Annotated in this window: 19 protein-coding genes, 1 tRNA gene and 1 pseudogene; 12 read left to right on the forward strand and 9 right to left on the reverse strand. The window is 53.3% G+C overall.

The genetic code is table 11. From position 1 onward, the window contains the following. Positions 1–49: 49 nt before the first annotated feature. The 4 genes from C8N40_RS14275 to C8N40_RS14290 form a co-directional block, all read right to left on the reverse strand. Positions 50–637 carry a fasciclin domain-containing protein gene (locus C8N40_RS14275; RefSeq protein WP_108212455.1) on the reverse strand — a complete coding sequence of 196 codons (588 nt, stop codon included), beginning with the start codon at positions 635–637 and terminating at the stop codon, positions 50–52. 138 nt (positions 638–775) lie between these two features. Beyond that, positions 776–1525 (reverse strand): fasciclin domain-containing protein, encoded by a 750-nt coding sequence (locus C8N40_RS14280; protein WP_108212456.1) that lies wholly within the window; start codon positions 1523–1525, stop codon positions 776–778. Between the two features lie 159 nt (positions 1526–1684). Then, positions 1685–2770, reverse strand: coding sequence for a S1C family serine protease (locus C8N40_RS14285; protein ID WP_108212457.1), 1086 nt, complete (start codon positions 2768–2770; stop codon positions 1685–1687). A gap of 34 nt (positions 2771–2804) precedes the next feature. Then, entirely contained in the window at positions 2805–3377 is a 573-nt protein-coding gene (locus C8N40_RS14290; RefSeq protein ID WP_108212458.1) for an RNA polymerase sigma factor, read from the reverse strand. Between the two features lie 146 nt (positions 3378–3523). Here C8N40_RS14290 and C8N40_RS14295 point away from each other — a divergent pair, with 146 nt between their 5' ends. After that, positions 3524–3718, forward strand: coding sequence for a hypothetical protein (locus C8N40_RS14295; protein WP_108212459.1), 195 nt, complete (start codon positions 3524–3526; stop codon positions 3716–3718). A 178-nt stretch (positions 3719–3896) separates the two neighbouring features. Here C8N40_RS14295 and C8N40_RS14300 read toward each other — a convergent pair whose 3' ends face one another. Next, on the reverse strand, positions 3897–5087 hold the full coding sequence (locus tag C8N40_RS14300; protein ID WP_108212460.1) for a proline dehydrogenase family protein: 1191 nt from the start codon (positions 5085–5087) through the stop codon (positions 3897–3899). A gap of 225 nt (positions 5088–5312) precedes the next feature. Here C8N40_RS14300 and C8N40_RS14305 point away from each other — a divergent pair, with 225 nt between their 5' ends. The 4 genes from C8N40_RS14305 (at position 5313) to C8N40_RS14320 (ending at position 9348) form a co-directional block, all read left to right on the forward strand. Then, positions 5313–6395, forward strand: a complete 1083-nt coding sequence (locus tag C8N40_RS14305; RefSeq protein WP_108212461.1) for a bifunctional 3-deoxy-7-phosphoheptulonate synthase/chorismate mutase type II — start codon at positions 5313–5315, stop codon at positions 6393–6395. Positions 6396–6549: 154 nt separating this feature from the next. Beyond that, positions 6550–7587, forward strand: coding sequence for a 3-dehydroquinate synthase (gene aroB, locus C8N40_RS14310; RefSeq protein ID WP_108212462.1), 1038 nt, complete (start codon positions 6550–6552; stop codon positions 7585–7587). Continuing rightward, positions 7584–8810 (forward strand): 3-phosphoshikimate 1-carboxyvinyltransferase, encoded by a 1227-nt coding sequence (locus C8N40_RS14315; protein ID WP_108212463.1) that lies wholly within the window; start codon positions 7584–7586, stop codon positions 8808–8810. Before aroB ends, C8N40_RS14315 begins: the two co-directional genes overlap by 4 nt. A gap of 13 nt (positions 8811–8823) precedes the next feature. Beyond that, positions 8824–9348: a hypothetical protein gene (locus tag C8N40_RS14320; RefSeq protein ID WP_108212464.1), complete on the forward strand. Its 525-nt coding sequence runs from the start codon at positions 8824–8826 to the stop codon at positions 9346–9348. Between the two features lie 13 nt (positions 9349–9361). On the opposite strand, the gene C8N40_RS14325 is transcribed toward C8N40_RS14320, so the two are convergent. From C8N40_RS14325 to C8N40_RS14340, 4 genes and pseudogenes are all read right to left on the reverse strand, one after another. Next, the gene (locus C8N40_RS14325) at positions 9362–10357 is read right to left on the reverse strand and encodes a virulence RhuM family protein/type II toxin-antitoxin system death-on-curing family toxin (RefSeq protein ID WP_108212465.1); all 996 of its coding nucleotides are present in this window, start codon (positions 10355–10357) and stop codon (positions 9362–9364) included. A 29-nt stretch (positions 10358–10386) separates the two neighbouring features. Further along, positions 10387–11181: an ABC transporter substrate-binding protein gene (locus tag C8N40_RS14330; protein WP_245905130.1), complete on the reverse strand. Its 795-nt coding sequence runs from the start codon at positions 11179–11181 to the stop codon at positions 10387–10389. Between the two features lie 125 nt (positions 11182–11306). Next, on the reverse strand, positions 11307–12377 hold the full coding sequence (locus C8N40_RS14335; RefSeq protein WP_108212466.1) for a M42 family metallopeptidase: 1071 nt from the start codon (positions 12375–12377) through the stop codon (positions 11307–11309). 94 nt (positions 12378–12471) lie between these two features. Then, positions 12472–14017: pseudogene (locus tag C8N40_RS14340) on the reverse strand (acyl-CoA carboxylase subunit beta). 290 nt (positions 14018–14307) lie between these two features. On the opposite strand from C8N40_RS14340, the gene mltG reads away from it, so the two are divergent. The 7 genes from mltG to C8N40_RS14375 all read left to right on the forward strand — a co-directional run bounded on the left by mltG (position 14308) and on the right by C8N40_RS14375 (position 19891). Continuing rightward, entirely contained in the window at positions 14308–15384 is a 1077-nt protein-coding gene (mltG, locus tag C8N40_RS14345; protein ID WP_245905131.1) for an endolytic transglycosylase MltG, read from the forward strand. Between the two features lie 169 nt (positions 15385–15553). Next, the gene (locus C8N40_RS14350) at positions 15554–15964 is read left to right on the forward strand and encodes an acyl-CoA thioesterase (protein WP_108212467.1); all 411 of its coding nucleotides are present in this window, start codon (positions 15554–15556) and stop codon (positions 15962–15964) included. Further along, on the forward strand, positions 15964–16938 hold the full coding sequence (locus C8N40_RS14355; RefSeq protein WP_108212468.1) for a YihY/virulence factor BrkB family protein: 975 nt from the start codon (positions 15964–15966) through the stop codon (positions 16936–16938). The genes C8N40_RS14350 and C8N40_RS14355 overlap by 1 nt, the downstream gene beginning before the upstream one ends. A gap of 152 nt (positions 16939–17090) precedes the next feature. After that, positions 17091–17175 (forward strand) — tRNA-Ser (locus C8N40_RS14360). A 739-nt stretch (positions 17176–17914) separates the two neighbouring features. Continuing rightward, complete coding sequence (locus tag C8N40_RS23450) at positions 17915–18370, forward strand: transposase (protein WP_108212469.1); 456 nt, start codon at positions 17915–17917, stop codon at positions 18368–18370. Next, positions 18321–18761: a transposase gene (locus tag C8N40_RS23455; RefSeq protein ID WP_108212470.1), complete on the forward strand. Its 441-nt coding sequence runs from the start codon at positions 18321–18323 to the stop codon at positions 18759–18761. Before C8N40_RS23450 ends, C8N40_RS23455 begins: the two co-directional genes overlap by 50 nt. A 206-nt stretch (positions 18762–18967) precedes the next feature. After that, on the forward strand, positions 18968–19891 hold the full coding sequence (locus C8N40_RS14375) for a hydroxypyruvate isomerase family protein (RefSeq protein WP_108212471.1): 924 nt from the start codon (positions 18968–18970) through the stop codon (positions 19889–19891). Positions 19892–19913: the final 22 nt, after the last annotated feature.

Consider the following 19913-nt stretch of genomic DNA (forward strand, 5'->3'; position numbering starts at 1 on the left):
TTTTATTCTAACGGCAGATGGCAAGAAAAAAGGCTGGCGCCGTTGTGTCTTAATAGCGCTCCAGCCTGCTTTCCACAGGGGTGATAACCTTATCCACCACATGCAGGGTGCCGTTAGAGGCTCTCACATCCCCCTTCATGATAGTGGCTCCGCCAATAGAAACGGTGTCATCCTGCACAGTAACAGCTGCATATTCGCCCCCGCTGGTTTCTATACTTGGGTTGGTGCTCAGGCTGGCGGCGTCGGCCTGGCGCAGCAGCATGTGGGCTTGCAGCAGCCTGATGAGCTGGGCGCGGTGCTCCGGCTTCATCAGCATGTTCACCGAGTCCTGGGGCCAGCTGGCAAATGCCTCGTTGGTTGGGGCAAACAACGTGAGCGAAGTCTCTTCAACCAGGGCGGCTGCCAGGTCGGCCTGCTCTATCATGACTGCGAACGTAGATAGGTTGGGCTCCTTTTTAACCAGGGCAGCCAATGTGTACTGCGCCGTTTTTATGCCGCCAAACATGGCGTCGTAGTCGGTAGTCTGGAAAGTGGTGTCCGAGCCGGGCATTTCCTGGGTGTGGCTAAAGTTTACATTGCCGCTGTTGGTGCAGCTCAGCAGCCCCGCTAATGCCAGTAAGTATAGCGTATACTTCATGTATGGTAATCTTTAAGGTTAACAAAGCAAAGATGTGCCTGCCCTACTTGTTATACGTAGCCTGCTATACTTGATAGGGACAAAAAGAAAAGCCCCCTTGAGAGGGGGCTTTGAAGTAAGCTTATTAATTAGGCAGGATTAATACCCGATAGTGGAGTTATTCTGCGCATTTTCCGGAAGTATCACATTGTCGATCACGTGGATGACACCGTTAGAGGCCTCCACGTTCGCTTTAACTACCTGGGCACCACCGATACGGATATTGGTATTGTTAACGCCAACCTCTACCGGGATGTAGGAATTTTCACCTACCTGTATCTGCGAGTTGTTCTGGAACTGGGCGGATGTCACCTCATTAGGCAGCACGTGCGCCTGCAGCACGCTCTTCAGCACCGCCTTGTTGTCCGCGTTCAGCAGCGATTCCAGTTTATCGTGGGGTACCTTAGAGAAAGCCTCGTTTGTCGGGGCCAATAGGGTAAACTTGCCCAGGCGGCTCAGGTCGCTCTCCAGGCCGGACTGCTCCACCAGGGACACGAAAGTAGAAAGGTTGGGATTCATTCTGGCCAGTTCCAGCACATCGTACTGCTCGGTATCATCGATGTCGGCAAACATCTCATCTACAGAAACCGGGTTTTCCATAGAAAGCGCATCCATAGATATGCTGGCGCTCATGTCTGCATCAGTATCCATATCTGTGTCGATGTCGGCATCTACATCCACATCTTCATCAAGGTCGGTGTCGGTACCGGCCATTTCCTGGGTTTCAGTCATGGTAACATCGCCCTCCATGGCAGTGGTATCGCTCATGGTATCGTTGGTGCTTGCGCAGCCAAAACCAAACAGCATGGTGGCAGCAAGTGCCAGAGGTGCAATTATTCTTCGTTTCATAGCTTTTCAGTTTTATTAAGTTGCTCAATTAAGTTGAGTTATTAATTCAACTATAATTTAACTGAAAAACGCTGAAAATGTTGAGGTTATATCGCTTTTGGCGAGCGTAGGGCCTTTTGAATCTAGGCTCTATACTTTAAGGTTGCGTACGCTGGCTAACTAGTTATATACTTTCACTACAAAAACGAAGTCTTTCAACTTTTTAAGTTGCTGTGGCCGTGTTTGGCTGGAAAGTGTATTATTTTTAGGTATAGTTAAAGAGTTTACTTGGGCTGTGAGCGACAGCTCGTCTATTATCTGCAGCAGGTAGGCAGATTTGATGGCAAAGGCAGCCCCTTCCTGGCCCGCCTGCTTCCCACTGATTACACCCACCAAGTTGCCCTTGTCGTCGAGCAGCGGGCCGCCGCTATTGCCTGGGTTAAGCGGAATAGAGATCTGATAAGCGGTGGTATCGCCCTCAAAACCGGAGGAGGAGCTAAGCGAGCCCTCGCCGAAAACAATGTCCTCGCGCGGATAGCCAAGCGTGAACACGCGCTCGCCCAGGTCGCACTCGGCGCCTTTGAAAGTATAGGGCAGCTTGCCGAAGGTCTGGAAGTTCTCGTCGGCCACCTTTAGGATGGACAGGTCATGAATCTCATCGCGGTAAATCTCGCTTACCTTATACTTTAACCCTGCCTTGTTTTCAATCATGATGGAGTCCGCGCTTTCCACCACGTGGGAGCTGGTGACCACGTACCCTTCGGGGGAGATCGCAAAGCCTGTTCCGCTGAAAGTTGCCGGGCGCGGCGCTGGTTTGGCGGCATCGTTGATACCGTTTATAAGGGCAGTCTGGGCTTTTTTGAGGCGCTCCACTTCACGGCGCAGCTCCACGTAGCGGGCCGTTTGCTGCTGTACCGGCTCCTTCATCTCCTGCACACTCCAGAGCGTGCCGAACACCGAAAGCAGGGAAACGCTGGCAGCCACGGCAATGGTCTGCTTGTGGCGGTTCCAGAAAACGCGCCAGCCATTTGGCGTGGCAGGCAGTTGCTCGCGCTCCATCTCCTCGTGGATCAGGTGGAGTTTCTGGCGCAGCTGCCGGCGTTCTCCCAGGCCCTTCATGGTTGCCAAGAGCTCCCTGTGCTCGCGCACCTGCTCTGCCAGGCGGGCATCAGTGCGTACCAGGGCCTCAAAGCCAGCTTTCTCCTCAGCGGTCATCTGGCCGTTCAGGTAGCGTTCAATCTCCTCGTATGCGCGGTACTCTAACATCTTCGTTCTTCTCCCAGTGTTAACTTTAGCCTGCTTAAACCTCAGGCTTATAGGTGGCAAAAAATATCTTCTTCAGGCGCTGCAGGCATTTGTACTTCTGGTTCTTGGCCGTGTCGGTGTTGGTGTAGCCGAACTTGTCCGTGATGTCCTGCATGTTCTGCATCCGGATGTAGTAATCTTCCAGCAGGCTGCGGCAGGGCTCTCCGAGCTGTTCCAGCGCCTCGCCCATCACCCCGAATTGTTTTTCCTGCTCCTCATGGCGCTGGGTGTCTTCCTCCACGGGCACAAAGCCCTCGCTCTCGTCCAGCCTGGTGGCGTAGCGGCCTTTCTCGGCCAGCCGCTTGAGCCAGAGCCTCCGGCACACCGAGTACAGGTAGGTCTTTATCTGGCAGGTAAGCTCCAGGCTGTTGTCTCTTATCTTCTCGTAGAACACGATAACGCCTTCCTGGTAAATGTCCTTGGCCTCGTCGTCGGTTCCGCTGTTGGATAAAATAAAATGAGAAATCATGGGGAAGTATAGTTTGTAGAGGTGGGCCAGCGCTCTTTCGTCACTGCGCCGGATGCCTTCTATCACCGCCTCATCCGTCTCATACAAACTCTTCTTCATTCCAGTCAAAATTTAATACACGAAGGGGCACTTTGTAACCCACCAAAAAAATATTTTTAAAAATTTTCAGAAAGCCGGGTTACCTCTGCCGGTTTTGGGTATGAAGGTCAAAATCGAAACCAAAACACTTAATCACAAACACAAAAATGAAAAATTTATTCACATTCGCTATCGTAGCTCTTGCTCTTTCTTTCACAGCTTGCAACAACGAAGCTGCAACTACTGAGACTGAGGCTGTTGAGACTGAGACTGTAGAAACTGAAGCTCCTGCTGTTGAGGAAGAAGTTGTAGTAGAAGACACTACTGCTGCTGAGGCTGACTCTGCTACTGTAATCGAGTAGTTATAGCCAGGAACTACAGCGAATAGCTTATAGTTCTTAAACACATGACCGGGCCCTGTGCTACTAGCGCAGGGCCCGGTTTTTTTTTGCGCGCCTGCCAAGTATACTTTGTGTTGCAGGGCAAACAAGAAGGCCAGCTATACTTTAGCTGGCCTTCTTGTTTAAAACCGGTAACCGCTTACTCCTTCGCCTTCCTGCGGCGCTCCAGCTCGTTTTGTATCAGAGTGAACTCGCGGCTGCTCTGGCCGGCAATGGCGGTGTTCTCGTTGGCGCGGCGCAGCAGGTAAGGCATTACCTCCACCACCGGGCCATAGGGCACATACTTGGCTACGTTATAGCCGGCCTTAGCCAGGTTAAAGGAGAGGTTGTCGCTCATGCCGTAGAGCTGGGCAAAGTATACGCGCGGGTCGTTGGGGGCTATGTTGTGCTCCTCCATCAGTTCCATCAGCAGGTAGCAGCTGGCCTCGTTGTGGGTGCCGTTGCAAAAGGAAATCCGGTCGATGTGTGCAATGCAGAAGCGCAGGGCGTTGTTAAACAGGTCATCCGTGGCCTGCTTGGTAGGGTTGATGGGGCTGGGGTAACCTTCCTGCTCGGCAACCTTCCGCTCCTTTTCCATATATGCGCCGCGCACCAGCTTGGCCCCCAGGTAGTAGCCCCCCTTTACAGCATGCTCGAAGTCGCGGTTGAGCACATCCAGGCGGTCGTGGCGGTAGAGTTGGTAGGTGTTGTAGATGTTGGCCTTCTCCTTGTTGTAGAGCGCCATCATCTCGTACGTCAGGTTATCGATGGTTTCCTGAATCCAGCTTTCCTCGGCGTCTATAAACACGCGCACGTCGCGATCGTGGCAGCGCTTGCAGATCTCGTTCACGCGGTCGCGGCCACGCTCAAAGGCGGCGCGCTCGGTGGCGGAGAGTTCCTGCTTCTTCTGTACTTTCTCCAGCAGCTTAATGTCGATAAGGCCGGTAATTTTGAAGACAGAGAACGGAATATGCTTGTTGCGGTGCGCCTTCTCAATGGTCCGCAGCAGCTCGTCGCGGGTGGCGTCAAAGCTTTTCTCATCGCCCTCGCCCTCCACAGAGTAATCCAGAATGGTGCCGATGTTATACTTGCCCAGCTCCTGTATCGCGCGCTCCGACTCCTCGATGGTTTCGCCGCCGCAGAAGTGGTTGAAAATGGTTGGTTTTACGATGAACTTGACCGGAAGGTGAAGCTTTATCGCCGTGTTGAGCAAGGCACCACCGGCCTTCACAAACGTGTTGCTGTTCATGGACTTAAACAGCAGGTACATTTTATATAACTCCGCGTCGGATTTGGATGAAAACGCGATAGCTGTATCGTCAAAAGAGACTTTATTGGTAATCAGGTTCATGTACGTATTTTTAAGCGGTGCAAAGATAGCAGGCCGGGGGTTGCGAACAACTAATAAAACCGGCGTAAAAGCTAAAATTATACTTTGCCTAAAGTATAAACTCCGGCGCCCGCTTTGCTGTTTTATGCATGGGCTGATGCGGAACGTGTGGCTCCTGTTAAATTATACTTTGGCAAGCGCCTTTTTGCCCCGCATCGGCTACCTTTGTAACAATACACGCAACGGATGAAGTTTAACCACGCAGAATCTTTTTTTTCGGCTGCGCAGCAGGGGCAGCCGCTGGTAATTGCCGGGCCCTGCAGTGCCGAAACCGAAGAGCAAGTGCTGCAAACGGCCCGGGCGCTGAAGCAGCAAAACATTCATTTATTCAGGGCGGGCATCTGGAAGCCGCGCACACGCCCCGGCAGCTTTGAGGGCGTCGGCTCTCAGGGGCTGGCCTGGCTCAACCGCGTCAAGCGGGAACTGGGAATGAAAGTTAGCACCGAAGTGGCCACCGCCCGCCACGTGGAAGAGGCCCTGAAACAGGAGATAGACGTGCTTTGGATTGGGGCGCGCACCACGGTAAACCCCTTTGCCGTGCAGGAAATAGCCGATGCGCTGCAAGGGGTACACGTGCCGGTGATGGTGAAAAACCCCGTGAATCCGGATCTGGCCCTGTGGATTGGCGCCATCGAACGCATCTACCACGCCGGGGTAACGGACCTGGTCGCCATCCACCGCGGCTTCTCGTCTTACCAGAAGACAAAGTACCGAAACGTGCCGGTGTGGCAGATTCCCATCGAGCTGAAGGCCCGCTACCAAAGTCTGCCGCTTATCGTTGACCCCAGCCACATCGGGGGCAGGCGCGAGCTGATTTTCCCGGTGTCGCAGAAGGCGCTGGATTTGGGCTATGACGGGGTGATGATAGAGACGCACCCCACGCCGGACCTGGCCCTGAGCGATGCCGCGCAGCAGGTAACACCCGCCCGCCTGGCCGAGATACTGGGCCAGCTGCAGGTGCGCAAAACCCGCTACGACGATGCCGAGCTGGAGAACCGTTCCGAGCAGTTGCGCCTGCAGATAGACGCCGCTGACCATGACATCATACAGGCACTGGCCCGCCGTATGGCCCTGGTGGAGCAGATTGGGGAGTATAAAAAACTCAACAACGTACAAGTGCTGCAGATCGAGCGCTGGAAGGAAATTTTCCGGACCCGGGCCGAGTGGGCGGCTGAGGCAGGTATCAACCCGGCCTTTGTGGAGGAGCTCTACAAGCTGATTCACGTGGAGTCGATTCGTAAGCAAACGCAGATTTTGGATGGGGTTTAACGCCGGAGTTGTTATATTGCCTGCTTGCGAAAGTTTGCGCGTTAAATTGTGAAATGGCTGGAAGGCTAAATGACCGATCGCTGCATCGGGATTTATACTTTCTACCCGTTTAACTCTTTAACTCCTAAACGCTCTAACTCCTAGACTCCCAAGTATGACCGAAACAATACATATCGGCAAGGATGCCCTGCAACAGCTGCCGGAACTGCTCAAGAACCGGGCCTTCAGCAAGGTGGCGGTGCTGGTGGATGAAAACACGCTGCGTCATTGTTACCCTAGCCTAAAGCCCTACTTGCCCGAGCACGACCTGATCCAGATCCAAAGCGGGGAGGAGCACAAGACCCTGCAGACCTGCGAGTACATCTGGCAGCGCATGACGGAGCTGCACCTGGACCGCTGGGCGGTGCTGGTGAATTTGGGCGGTGGCGTGATTGGCGACATGGGCGGCTTCTGCGCAGCCGTGTTTAAGCGCGGTTTATACTTTGTGCAGGTGCCCACCACCTTGCTGGCGCAGGTGGATGCCAGCGTGGGCGGTAAAACCGGCATTGATTTTCATGGGCTGAAAAATCACATCGGGGTATACCAGGAGCCGCAGGCGGTGTTCATCAACCCTGCTTTCCTGCAGACGCTGCCGCCACGGGAGCTCAAGTCCGGATACGCCGAAATCATCAAGCACTGGCTTATTGCCGACAAGGAAGCCTTTCTGGAGCAGCGCCATGTGGGCCTTGTTGCCGCGGACTGGGACAGCCTGATCCACCAGTCTGTAAGTATAAAATCCAGGGTAGTGGAGCAAGACCCGCTGGAGGGTGGGCTGCGCAAAATTCTCAACTTCGGCCATACCGTAGGCCACGCCGTGGAAAGCTACCTGCTGGAGCAGCCGGGGCGTGCGCTGCTGCACGGCGAGGCCGTGGCCGTGGGCATGCTCTGCGAGGCCTGGATTAGCCGCAAACACGAGCTGCTTTCCCCGGAAGAGTTGGATAAGATTGAAACCTTCCTGGCATCGGTGTACGAGAAAGTGACGCTCTCCGAGCAGGATATCCAGCAGATGGCCCAGCTCGCGCTGCACGACAAAAAGAATACCCGTTCCACCATCAACTGCACCTTGCTGGAAGGCATCGGCAACGCCGTGTACGACCAGCCCATCATGGTACAGGAAATTGTTGAATCACTACGCTACTATACCTTACTATGAGCCAAAGCCTCACCTTACAACACCCTACCGGTAAACTGACCGGAACGATAAAGCTGCCAGCCTCGAAAAGCGAAGCCAACCGCGCCCTCATCATTGCGGCGCTGTCGGGGCAGGAGTCGCAGTTGCATAACCTTTCCGAAGCCAACGATACCCAGTTGCTCCAGCGCCTGCTGCAGAGCGATGACCAGACCATAGATGCCGAAGATGCCGGCACCGTGATGCGCTTCCTGACGGCCTACTACGCCGTGACGGGGCAGCAAAAGTTGCTTACTGGCACCGAGCGCATGTGCCAGCGGCCGATTAAAGTGCTGGTAGAGGCCCTGCGCGAGCTGGGAGCAAGTATAGAATACGTAGGCGAAGAGGGCTATCCGCCCTTGAAAATAGGCGGGTTTAAGGGCAGCGGCCAAAAGCACCTGAAAGTGCGCAGCGACATCAGCAGCCAGTATATCTCTGCCCTGCTGATGATAGCGCCCCTGCTGCCCGAAGGCTTGGAACTGGAGCTGGAAGGCAAAATCGGTTCCCGCCCCTACATTGAAATGACGCTTTCGCTCATGCAGCACTTCGGCGTATCGGCCGACTTCTCCGGCAACATCATCACCGTGAAGCCGCAGAAGTATAAAGCAGCTGAGTTTACCGTCGAGTCTGATTGGTCGGCGGCCAGCTACTGGTACAGCCTGGTGGCGTTGGCCCAGGAGGCCGATATCACATTGCTGGGCCTGAAAGAAAAGTCGTTCCAGGGCGACCGGGCTATTGCTGATATCATGTACCGCCTGGGCGTGTATACCGAGTTTACCAAACAAGGCGTGCGACTGCTGAAAAAAGAGCATGAGCGGCATATTTCCCTGGACTTTTCTGATTGCCCGGACCTGGCGCAAACGGTAGTGGCGCTGAGTGCAGGCATAGGCATTGCGGTGGACATGACGGGCCTGGAAAGCCTGCGCATCAAGGAAACAGACCGCATCCAGGCACTGCAGATAGAAGTCCTGAGCCTGAACGCCTCCCTGCAGGAGGTGACGCCGGGCGTATTCAGCCTGAAACCAGGCATTCTGCAGAAAAAAGAACTCTCCTTCCGTACCTACCAGGACCACCGCATGGCCATGGCCTTTGCGCCGCTGGCGCTCTTGCAGCCGATTGAGATACAGGAGCCAAGCGTGGTGCGCAAATCGTACCCCAGGTTCTGGGAAGACTTGCAGAAGGTAGGTTTTGAGGTGACGTATAACTAAAGTATAAATCAGGATGCCGGAACGGAAACTGTACGGGGATGCCAAGCTTATAGAAGCGCTTTTAAGCCAAATGCAGCTCATGGAAGAGGCAGCAGGTGGCTGGGCAGCGGTGTATAAGGATACCTCTTCGGGCAGGTTCTGGATGAAATGTTACACGACAGCCGGTGAGCAGGGTAGCGGTGGCTACGAACTGCTCATCCGGCTGCCACTGCCCACTACCCAGGAGCTTATCGGCCTGGCCATACTTTCTCCCAATGAAGATGAAGCCGTGGCGGCCATCATGCGCCTGCTGGAGGAAGAGGCCGTGGAGCAAAAGGACTTCCGGGAGCAACTAGTCACGCAGCTGGAAGAGCTGACTGGGGAAAGTATAACTCCGGAGCAAAAGCAGCGGCTCAGGGAAATTATTACCCTTACCTCCCTCAGCGACCCCATGAATAAGCGGGAAGTGCTGGGCAAAACCGCCGCGCAGGTGCAGGCCGATGTGGCGTATTTTGAGGCGGTGTCAGAACGGGCGCGACAGCTGTTGCGAGTTTTGTAGAATTGGTGCGGGGTTAGTTCTGCTGGTTGATCAGGTTTACAATCACTTTGATCATCATGTCCTTCTCTGTCGGATCACTTTCCGCAATCAGGAGCGTTAACGCCACGAGCGCATTGTCAGCAATGCGCTTGCGGCCTTCTGCATCGTAAAGCAGTTGGTTCTTCTCCATGAACCACACGAACAGGAAAGCCGCGATTCTTTTATTTCCGTCCGAAAAGGAGTGATTCTTCACGACAAAGTATAGCAGGTTGGCTGCTTTCTCTTCGGTAGAAGGGTATAAGTCCTCTCCGCCAAACGATTGGTAAATGGTGTTGATGGAGCTCTGGAAGCTTTCATCCTTTTCGCGCCCAAACAGCTCAGATCCCCCGAATTTCTCTTTAAGCGTATGAATTGCTGCTATGGCGCTCTTATACGTAATCCTGAAAAGCTCCTGCCGGTGCGTGCCGGTGATAGTCAGGCGCTGGTGATCGTAGTCGTCAAGTACATCTAATGCGTACGTATAGTCGCTTATGACCTGCAGAAGTCCTGCGCTTTCGTCGCCTGTCAGTTCTTTCCGCTGAATGACGTTCTGCAGAAGTTTTACCGTTTGCTTCAGGTCGTTATACTTCTGGGCCTGCTCCTTCAGTCGCTTCTCATTCAACGTATAGCCCTCTACTAAATGCCGGCGCAACACGTTGGTGGCCCAAATCCTGAACTGCGTACCGCGCTTCGAGTTAACCCTGTAACCTACAGAGATAATGACATCAAGGTTATAGTAGTCTACTTGATAAGTTTTACCATCAGATGCAGTTGTTGCAAAATTTGCAACAACTGCATCGCGAATTAGCTCTTCGGATTGAAAAATATTCTTTAGATGCCGTGATACGACGGACTTGTCTCTTCCAAATAGTTCAGAAAGCTGGTTTAACGTTAACCACACCGTCTCCTGCTGCAGTATAACATCAATGGCGGCCTGACCAGCCTCTGTCTCATAGATGAATACCTCACCAATGCCGTTTTCCTCTTCCATAAAGCTGTAAAGTATAAACCGGGGATGAGCTAAGATAGTGATTTTCTTACCTCCTCCACTACCTGCTGCAGGTAAGCCGGGGCTTTTGCCAGCCGGCTGCCGTACCAGCTGAACATCTCCCCATTCACCACTTTTATACTTGCCTGCGGGCACAGCTCCCGAAATTCGGCGATATGTTTCTCTTTGAAAGGGTAGGGCTCTGAGGATAAAAGTATAAGCTGTGGGCTAGCCTGCTGCAATTGCTCTGGTGTGATTTCGGGATACCGCTCCAACTCGTCAAAGGCATTAGCAAAGCCGCAGCGCCCAAGCAGGTGGTCGATGATGTTGTGGCTGCCCACAGCCATGTAAGGTTTGCGCCAAATAAAGTAGGCCGTTTTTACACCTGGCTGCACCGGCTGCAGGCTCTCAAAGCCTTGTTTTATACTTTGCTCCAGCTCTGCTGCTTTACCTTCAGTACCCGTTAGCACCCCCACCTGCTGCAGCATCTGCAGCGCATCCTCCAAAGTATAAATGTCGCTCATCCATACGTTATACTTTTGCTGCAGCTGTTCAATACCTTCTTTATAGTTCTCCTCTTTGTTCCCGATTATCAGGTCGGGTTGCAAGGCATCAATCTTATCGAAATGAAAGTTCTTGGTGCCACCTATGACGGTTTTATACTTTACCTGCTCTTTAGGATGAATGCAAAACTTGGTAACGCCCACTACACGGTCGCCAAGGCCCAGGTCAAATAAAAGCTCGGTTTGCGAGGGCACCAGTGACACGATGCGCTGCGGAGGCTGCAGCAGCGTGATTTGATGGCCCATTTGATCGGTGAAGGTCATAGTAACAAAGTATAAATGATAGTGGATGTTACCTGAACATACGCAAGGTAGCCTAAAAAACAAAACCCCCACAGGTCCCGGAGAGGGTAGCGCTGCGAGGGTTTTCACTTGGCTAAAAGTGATGCTTAGCTCAGGTAGCGGAAATCCTGCTTGTCCTGAATTTTAAGTACAGTTTCGTAAATGAGCTTGATCACGTTGTCCACGTCGTCTTTGTGCACGGTTTCTACCGTCGTGTGCATATACTTAAGTGGCAGCGAGATAAGCGCAGAAGCCACACCGGCGTTGGAGTAGGCGAAGGCGTCGGTGTCGGTGCCGGTAGCGCGCGACACGGCCGAACGCTGGAACGGGAGCTCTTTCTCCTGCGCGGTGCGGATAATCAAATCGCGCACGTTGTTCTGCACGGCCGGGCCGTAGGCAATCACCGGGCCTTTGCCACAGTGGATGTCGCCGCTCGTTTTCTTGTCATACATCGGCGACTGCGTGTCGTGGGTGACGTCGGTGATGATGGCCACGTCCGGGTTGATGCGGTGAGCGATCATCTCGGCGCCGCGCAGGCCAATCTCTTCCTGCACTGCGTTCACCACGTACAGTCCGAAGGGAAGTTGGTTGCCGTTTTCCTTCAGCATGCGCGCCACCTCGGCAATCATAAAGCCACCAATGCGGTTGTCCAGGGCACGGCCCACGTAGTAGCGGTCGTTCAGCACCGTGAACTCATCCTCAAAGGTAGCCACACAGCCCACATGCACGCCCATGGCCTCTACCTCTTCGCGGTTGCTGGCGCCACAGTCCAGAAACACGGTCTCGATGGTGGGGGCTTTATCCTGCTCCACTTTGCGCACGTGGATGGCCGGCCAGCCGAAAACTGCTTTCACGATGCCCTTGTTCGTGTAAATGTTCACACGCTTGGAAGGGGCGATGAGGGCATCGGAGCCGCCGTTGCGCTTCAGGTAGATGTAGCCTTCCGGGGTGATGTAGTTCACAAACCAGCTGATCTCATCAGCATGGGCCTCAATGACTACTTTGTACTCGGCCTGTGGGTTGATGACGCCTACTACAGTACCGTAAGTATCCACAAAGTACTCATCAATGTATGGTTTTATGTACTCCAGCCAGAGTTTCTGGCCCTCCGACTCGAAGCCGGTAGGAGAGGAGTTGTTCAGGTATTTCTGAAGGAAGTCAAAAGATTCTTGTCGCATGTAAGGTGGTTGTTTTGTAGGTGTTTGATTTCATATGGGGCCTATACCAGGTTAGCGCAATGCGGTGTAGGCTATTGGTCAAGTATAAGTACAGTTATAACGGAATGTTTCCGTGCTTCTTGCGTGGCAGCGTTACGGCCTTGTTTTCCAGCATCTTGAACGCCTTAATCAGTTTGGCGCGTGTCTCGTGCGGCATGATTACCTCGTCGATAAAGCCACGGTGCGCAGCGCGGTACGGCGTCGCAAATTTCTCTTTGTACTCCTGCACCTTCTCGGCCAGCTTCGCCTCCGGATCCTCGGCAGCGGCAATCTCCCGCTTAAAGATAATCTCAGCAGCCCCCTGCGCGCCCATCACGGCAATCTCGGCCGTTGGCCAGGCGTAGTTCATGCTTGGAGTTCATCACGTCGTAGGCGCCGCCGTAGGCTTTGCGGGTGATGACGGTGATGCGTGGCACGGTGGCCTCGCAGAAAGCGTAGAGCAGCTTGGCCCCGTTGGTGATGATGCCGCGCCATTCCTGGTCGGTGCCCGGCAAAAAGCCCGGCACGTCCTCGAGCACCAGCAGCGGCACGTTAAAGCTGTCGCAAAAACGCACAAAGCGGGCAGCTTTGGTGCTGGCGTTGATGTCGAGTACGCCGGCCAGTACGGCAGGCTGGTTGCCCACAATGCCGATACTTCTGCCCCCCAGGCGGGCAAAGCCCACCACAATATTCTCCCCAAAGTTCTTGTGTACTTCAAAGAAGGAGTCCGCGTCGATGATGCCCTCGATTACCTCGCGGATGTCGTAGGGTTGGTTCGGGTTTTCCGGAATGATGGTGTCGAGTACTTCGCGGGTTTCATCCCCCTGCGGCTCATAAGGCAGCGACGGCGGCAGTTCCTCGCAGTTTTGCGGGATGTAGCTCAGCAGTTTTTTGAGGTGGTTGATGCATTCTACCTCGTTAGCGCAGGAGAAGTGGGTCACGCCGCTCTTGGTGCTGTGGGTGCTAGCGCCGCCCAGTTCCTCGGAGGTTACTTCCTCGTGCGTTACCGTTTTTACCACGTTAGGGCCGGTCACGAACATATAAGAGGTGTCTTCCACCATCATGATAAAGTCGGTGATGGCCGGCGAGTATACCGCGCCGCCCGCGCAGGGGCCCATAATGGCCGAAATCTGCGGAATAACGCCCGAAGCTAGGGTATTGCGGTAGAAAATGTCAGCATAACCGCCCAGCGACACCACACCTTCCTGGATGCGGGCACCACCGGAGTCGTTGAGGCCGATGACAGGAGCCCCGTTTTTCATGGCCAGCTCCATGATCTTGACGATCTTTTCGGCGTGGGTTTCAGAAAGCGAGCCACCCAGTACGGTAAAGTCCTGGGAGAAAACATACACCAGGCGGCCGTTGATGGTGCCGTAACCGGTTACCACGCCATCGCCCAGAAAGTACTGCTTGTCCAGCCCGAAATCCTTGGAGCGGTGCATCACAAACTTGCCGATTTCCTCAAAAGAGCCTTCGTCGAGCAGCAGGTGGATGCGCTCGCGGGCAGTTAGCTTGCCTTTCTTGTGCTGCGCCTCAATTCTTTCCTTACCGCCTCCAAGAAGGGCCTCGGCGTTTTTACGTTCAAGGGTTTCTATCTGGGCTTGTCTGATTTCTCCTGCCATATAAGGGTATAAAATATATACAGTTCTTAATGTTTATTTCCCAAATTTATAAACTCTGTCGCTAATAACGGTACAATTACAGCATTTTTTGGATATAAGGCAGAGCATGCGGATCTATCCTCCGGAAAGTATAAATAACAGACTCCAGGCGCAGTTCAGGCACAATTGAGGCCGGGTAGAACTGAATTTATGGTGCACGCATTCTTAATTAACTGCAGATGTGCTATTTTTGAGGCCTTGAACCCTGGTAGCGGAACCATAAACCCTGTTCTGCGCCTTTTACTTACACTATGGCCAACGAAGTGAACAACCCTATAGCAAAAAGAAAACGCAAGCAGAAAAGCATGCTGGTACCTGGCTTGATTGCGCTGGGTATGTTCCTGTTTGTGAGCTTCTCTTATTACGCCTACCAGATTGTGTACACCATGAACGTAGACACCAAGGGGCGCGAGGCGTATGTGCTCATTCCAACGGGAGCCACCTATGAGCAGGCCATGGACTCCGTGGAGGCAAGCGGCGTAATCATCGACCGGCTCTCGCTGCGTTTTATGTCCAAGCTGATGGACTACGATAAACTGGTGAAGCCGGGGCGCTACAAGCTGGAGCACGGCTGGAACAACCGCCAGCTGATAGGGGTGCTGCGCCTGGGCCAGCAAACCCCGCTTAACCTGACCTTCAGCAACGTGCGCCTGCGCAGCCAGCTGGCCGCCAAACTGGCCTCTGAGGTAGAAGCCAGCGAGCAGGAGCTCGACAGTTTGCTGAGCGATGCGGAGTATCTGAAAACCCTTGGCTTCGATACCACCAACGTCGTGAGCATGTTCATCCCGAACACCTACCAGGTATACTGGACCATTACGGCGCCCGAGCTAATGGACCGGATGAAGAAAGAGTACGACCGCTTCTGGACTGACGAGCGCAAAGCCAAGGCCGAGCAACTGGGGCTGACACCGCATCAGGTAAGTACGCTGGCCTCCATTGTGCAGGCCGAGACGCTCAAGAACGATGAGAAGCCCCGGGTGGCGGGCGTATACCTTAACCGGCTGGAGCGCGGCATGCTGCTGCAGGCCGACCCAACCGTGGTGTTTGCCGTGGGCGATTTCACCATCCGGCGCGTGCTTAACAAGCACCTGGCTCACGATTCTCCCTACAATACCTACATGTACAAGGGCTTGCCCCCTGGACCCATCAACGTGCCGGCCATCTCCAGTATAGATGCGGTGCTGAATCCGGAGAAACACAGCTATTTATACTTCTGCGCCAAAGAGGACTTCTCCGGCTACCATGCCTTTGCCACTACCATGGCTGAGCACCAGGCCAACGCGCGCCGCTTCCACCGTGCCCTGAACGAGCGGAATATCATGCGGTAGCGACGTTGTTGGTTGTTAGTTATCCGTTATTAGAATGAGCGGTGCTAATGTATACTATGAGAGTATAACTTTGCTTTGGCGTCAGACCGACAGTTCGTAGCGGAACCCGTTATACTTATCCATCCGTAACTGTCAACCAATAACGAACAACGAATAACGAACAACCAACATGTTTGAATCCGAAGTACAATTGCGCGTGCGTTACGCCGAGACTGACCAGATGGGGTACGTGTACCATGGCAACTATGCCGCTTACTTTGAGGTAACGCGCACCGAGGTTTTTCGCAAGTTGGGCATTGAGTACAAGGAGATGGAGGAGTCGGGCACGATGATGCCGGTGCTGGAGTTGAAGACTAAGTTTATCCGCCCGGCCAAGTATGACGACCTGCTCACGATCAGGCTCTTTGTTAAAAGCAAACCGCACGGCACACGTATAAAGTTTGAGTACGAGGTGCTGAACGAGGAGGGCACGCTGCTAACCATCGGGGAGACGCTGATGGTGTTTGTAGACATGAAAACCGGTCGCCCCACCGAGATACCCGCCCTCATACACCTGAAGTTAGACGCATATTTTAGTTAATGAGGCTGAACCCGCAATACCTGAAGCGCCGCCGGGCCTACCGCAAGTTCATCGTTTTCCTGAAGCGGTGGCGTTTCAGCAATGGCAGGTACTCGGTGTATGATGTGGCCGATGTGCTGATAGGGGAACTGCGCCTGGACTCCGTCACCAAGCGGGCCTCTTACATGGCCTTCAACTTTACGCTGGCCACCTTCCCAACCATCATCTTCCTCTTCACGCTTATACCCTACATCCCCAACATTCTGCCAATGGACCTGGGGCAGAGCATCCTCGATTTTCTGGGCGATGTGCTGCCGGAGGAGATGTACACGGCCGCCTACGGAACGATAGAGGACATTGTTAACAAGCCGCGCGGGGGCCTGCTTTCTTTCGGTTTCCTGTTCGCGCTCGTGCTCTCGACCAATGGCATTATGTCCCTGATGGATGCCTTCGACAAAAAGTACCATACGTTTTATAAACGCGGTTACCTGCGCAAACGCCTGATAGCCACCGTGCTGACCGTGGTGTTAAGTATGATTTTGCTAATTGCGGTGGCAGCCACTTTCTTTGGGCAGTGGATTCTGGATGTGCTGGTGTTCTACGAGGTTGTGACGGAAACCTATACGTATACGTTGCTGGTGATTCTGAAGTACGTGGCGATCATCCTGCTCTTCCTGCTGGCCACCTCGCTCATCTACTATTTCGTACCCGCTATCGAGGACAAGTGGCCGTTCTTCTCGGCAGGGGCCGTGGTGGCTACGGCACTTATTTTCCTGGTGTCGATGGGCTTCTCGCTCTACATCAGCGCCTTCGACACCTATAACAAGTTCTATGGCTCCATGGGCGCCTTGATTGGTCTGATGATCTGGCTCGACTTCGTTTCGATGATCCTTATACTTGGGTTCGAGATCAACGTGAGCATTGACACAGTGACCAAGCGCCTGGTGCGCACCCCCACCTCGCACTCCGGCAAAATGGCGAGGGCAGAAGTATAAACTTATACTTTTAGCAAACCGGGGGAGCGCCGGGAGAATTTCAATTTGACAATCAACGATTTGGAGTTTCCTTCCATAAAACAGAAGAATTTTTTTGTCGTATAGTTTTGAAAGTTCGATGCCGTGTTCTACTTTTGTACACGAATTGAGACAGAGAGTTGGCGGAGTGGTCGAACGCGGCGGTCTTGAAAACCGTTGACTGTAACAGGTCCGGGGGTTCGAATCCCTCACTCTCTGCTGGTAGGAATACCAAAATCAACTAAAAGCCTGCAAACGAAGCGTTTGCAGGCTTTTTTGTTTCTGCCGGACCCCTAAACTTGGCACCTTTTCAGGTATTTTAGGTGCGTTATCCGGTGAGTTCCTCAAACGTCTCCAATGACTCACCGAACAGGGGTTTAACTCATTGACACACAAGGTGTACAGAAGCTGTATATCTTGACTAAGGCTACTTTTGTTTAACCTTTCAAGTCACTGTTATGAGCATCAATTTCAGCCTCCTCTTCTACTTCAAGAAACCAGAGCACCACCAGACAGGCCCCGTGCCGATCTACCTGCGAGTCACCGTGGCCGGCAGGTGGGCAGAGCTGGCAACAAGTAGGGCTATTGAACCTGAAAGATGGGTTTCTATGCTGGTGCAAAATCCACTATGTTAATCTTATCTACAGAACTGCCTTTATAAATCAAGCTGCCTCTAGCAGGCAGCTTGATTTATCTATCATGAAGTGAAAGTAGTTTTACAGACGATTAAGCTCTTGCCAGCGGTAAATTGTTATTTTCCTATTCTTCTACTAGCAAGCATATGGATACTTTCTATTGAAAATTAGAGTATTACAAATGATATTTATAAGTGTAAATATATTATATTTAGGCATAGGCCTGCCTAGGTAATAAAGTTCGGCAGCCACCTAGGCTGTGTCTGCAAAATGGGGTTTAGTTCAAGTTGCTGTGGTTGTGGTAATTGGAGGGGAAATAGCAGGTGAGTCACGGCAGGTACGAGTTAAGTCAACGCCAGTGGGAGCTGATACAAGAGGAGCTGCCGCGGCCCGTAATGCGGGAAGACAGCAAGGGCAGGCCCAGCCGGCCGGACAGGGAGCTGCTCAACGGCATGTTCTGGATTCTGTGCTCGGGCAGCCCCTGGCGGGACTTGCCCGACAGGTACGGCCCCTGGCAGACGGTGTATGACAGGTTCCGGAAATGGCAGCAGCAGGGCGTGTTTGAGAAGATACTCCAAAAGCTCAGGCTGCGCCTGCAGCAGGATGAGTACCTGGCCTTAACACCTGGTTTGTGGACACCACCGTCAACAGGGCGCACAAGGCCGCGGCGGGGGCTAAAAAAAAGAAGGCCAGGCCCTAGGCGGGTCCCGGGGCGGCTTCTCGACCAAGGTGCACCTTTCGTGCTGCGGCAGGGGCTTTCCCGCTGCAGGTGCGCCTGACCGGCAGGCCGGCGAGGCCCCCCAGCTGCTCGGGCTCCTGGCGCTGGAGGAGAGAAAGCCTAAGGCAGTGGTGGCGGACAAAGGCTACGACAGCCGGCTTATCCGGAAGGCCCTGCGGGAGCAGCTGATACAGGCCCAGATACCCGAGAGGGACCTTGCCGAGGGAAACAGGCGCAGAAGAAAGGGCAGACCACCTAAAGTGAGCAAAGAGCTGTACGGCCAAAGGAACATCATCGAAAGACTCTTTGGCAGGCTCAAGGAAATGAGGCGGTTTGCCTGCCGGTTCGCTAAACTCGCTGACAGCTGTTTGGCTCTCGCTCAATTCGCTTTCATGCGAATCTGCCTCAAACCTTATTTTTCAGACACACCCAGTGCGATGTGTAGAAGCTGAGGGTGAATTTTCTATATCCCATACTGTAAGGGGCAGGGCGTGCTGTAGGAAAAGCTTTATTTTGAATAAGAGCATTGTTAGAGCTAGGGTGAATATCCCTTTAACTGCAGAGATGTCTATATGTCAAGATAAGATATAAAATAGTGATGCGCTGCTGCTCAAGAGGCGATAAAGGTAGTGCTGTTTATCTTTAACCTTTTTATCTAATGAGAAGAAGTGAATTTTTAAAATTCAGCCTGTTAGGTGCAGCAGCTCTTGCAAGCGGGACCTCCGCCTTGGCTGGAAGTCCTCCTGCTGCGCAAAAGGCAGCCAAAGCCTTCAACCTGAACTACGCCCCTCACTTTGGGATGTTCAAAGAGTCGGCTGGTGACGACATCATAAGACAGCTCCGGTTCATGAAGGACCAAGGCTTCACTGCCCTGGAAGACAATGGCATGATGGGCCGCTCGGTAAGCGATCAGGAGAAGATAGGCAATGAGCTCGCCCGCCTGGGCATGACCATGGGCGTGTTTGTGGTGGATAAGGGAGGAAACTCCCAAAACACCCTGGCGGCGGGAAAGCAGGAGCACATCGATATATTCCTGAACGGGTGCAAGCGGGCTGTGGAGGTGGCCAAGCGCGTGAACGCAAAGTGGGTGACCGTGGTGCCCGGCGACTTTGAGCGAAGCCTGCCCATTGGCGTGCAGACCAGTCATGTGATCGAGGCCTTGCGAAGAGGGGCGGAAATTCTGGAACCGCACGGCATCGTGATGGTGCTGGAGCCACTCAGTGATACGCCCAATTTGTTTCTGCGTACCTCCGATCAAACCCATATGATCTGCAAGGCGGTAAATAGTCCTTCCTGCAAAATTCTGTACGATATCTACCACATGCAGAGAAACGAAGGCCACCTGATTCACAATTTGAACCTGACATGGGATGAGATTGCCTATATACAGGTAGGGGACAACCCGGGCAGAAAAGAGCCTACCACCGGAGAGATCAATTACAAGAATGTGTTTAAGCACATCTACGAAAAAGGCTTCAAAGGCGTGGTGGGCATGGAGCACGGCAATGCAAGGAAAGGGAAGGAAGGTGAAGCAGCTCTTATAAAAGCATATAGGGAGGTTGATAACTTTAAGCAGGCCTGACAAGCAGCCTTCCCCTATAAAA

Source organism: Pontibacter mucosus (genome assembly GCF_003054055.1).
In the GTDB taxonomy this organism is placed as follows: domain Bacteria; phylum Bacteroidota; class Bacteroidia; order Cytophagales; family Hymenobacteraceae; genus Pontibacter; species Pontibacter mucosus.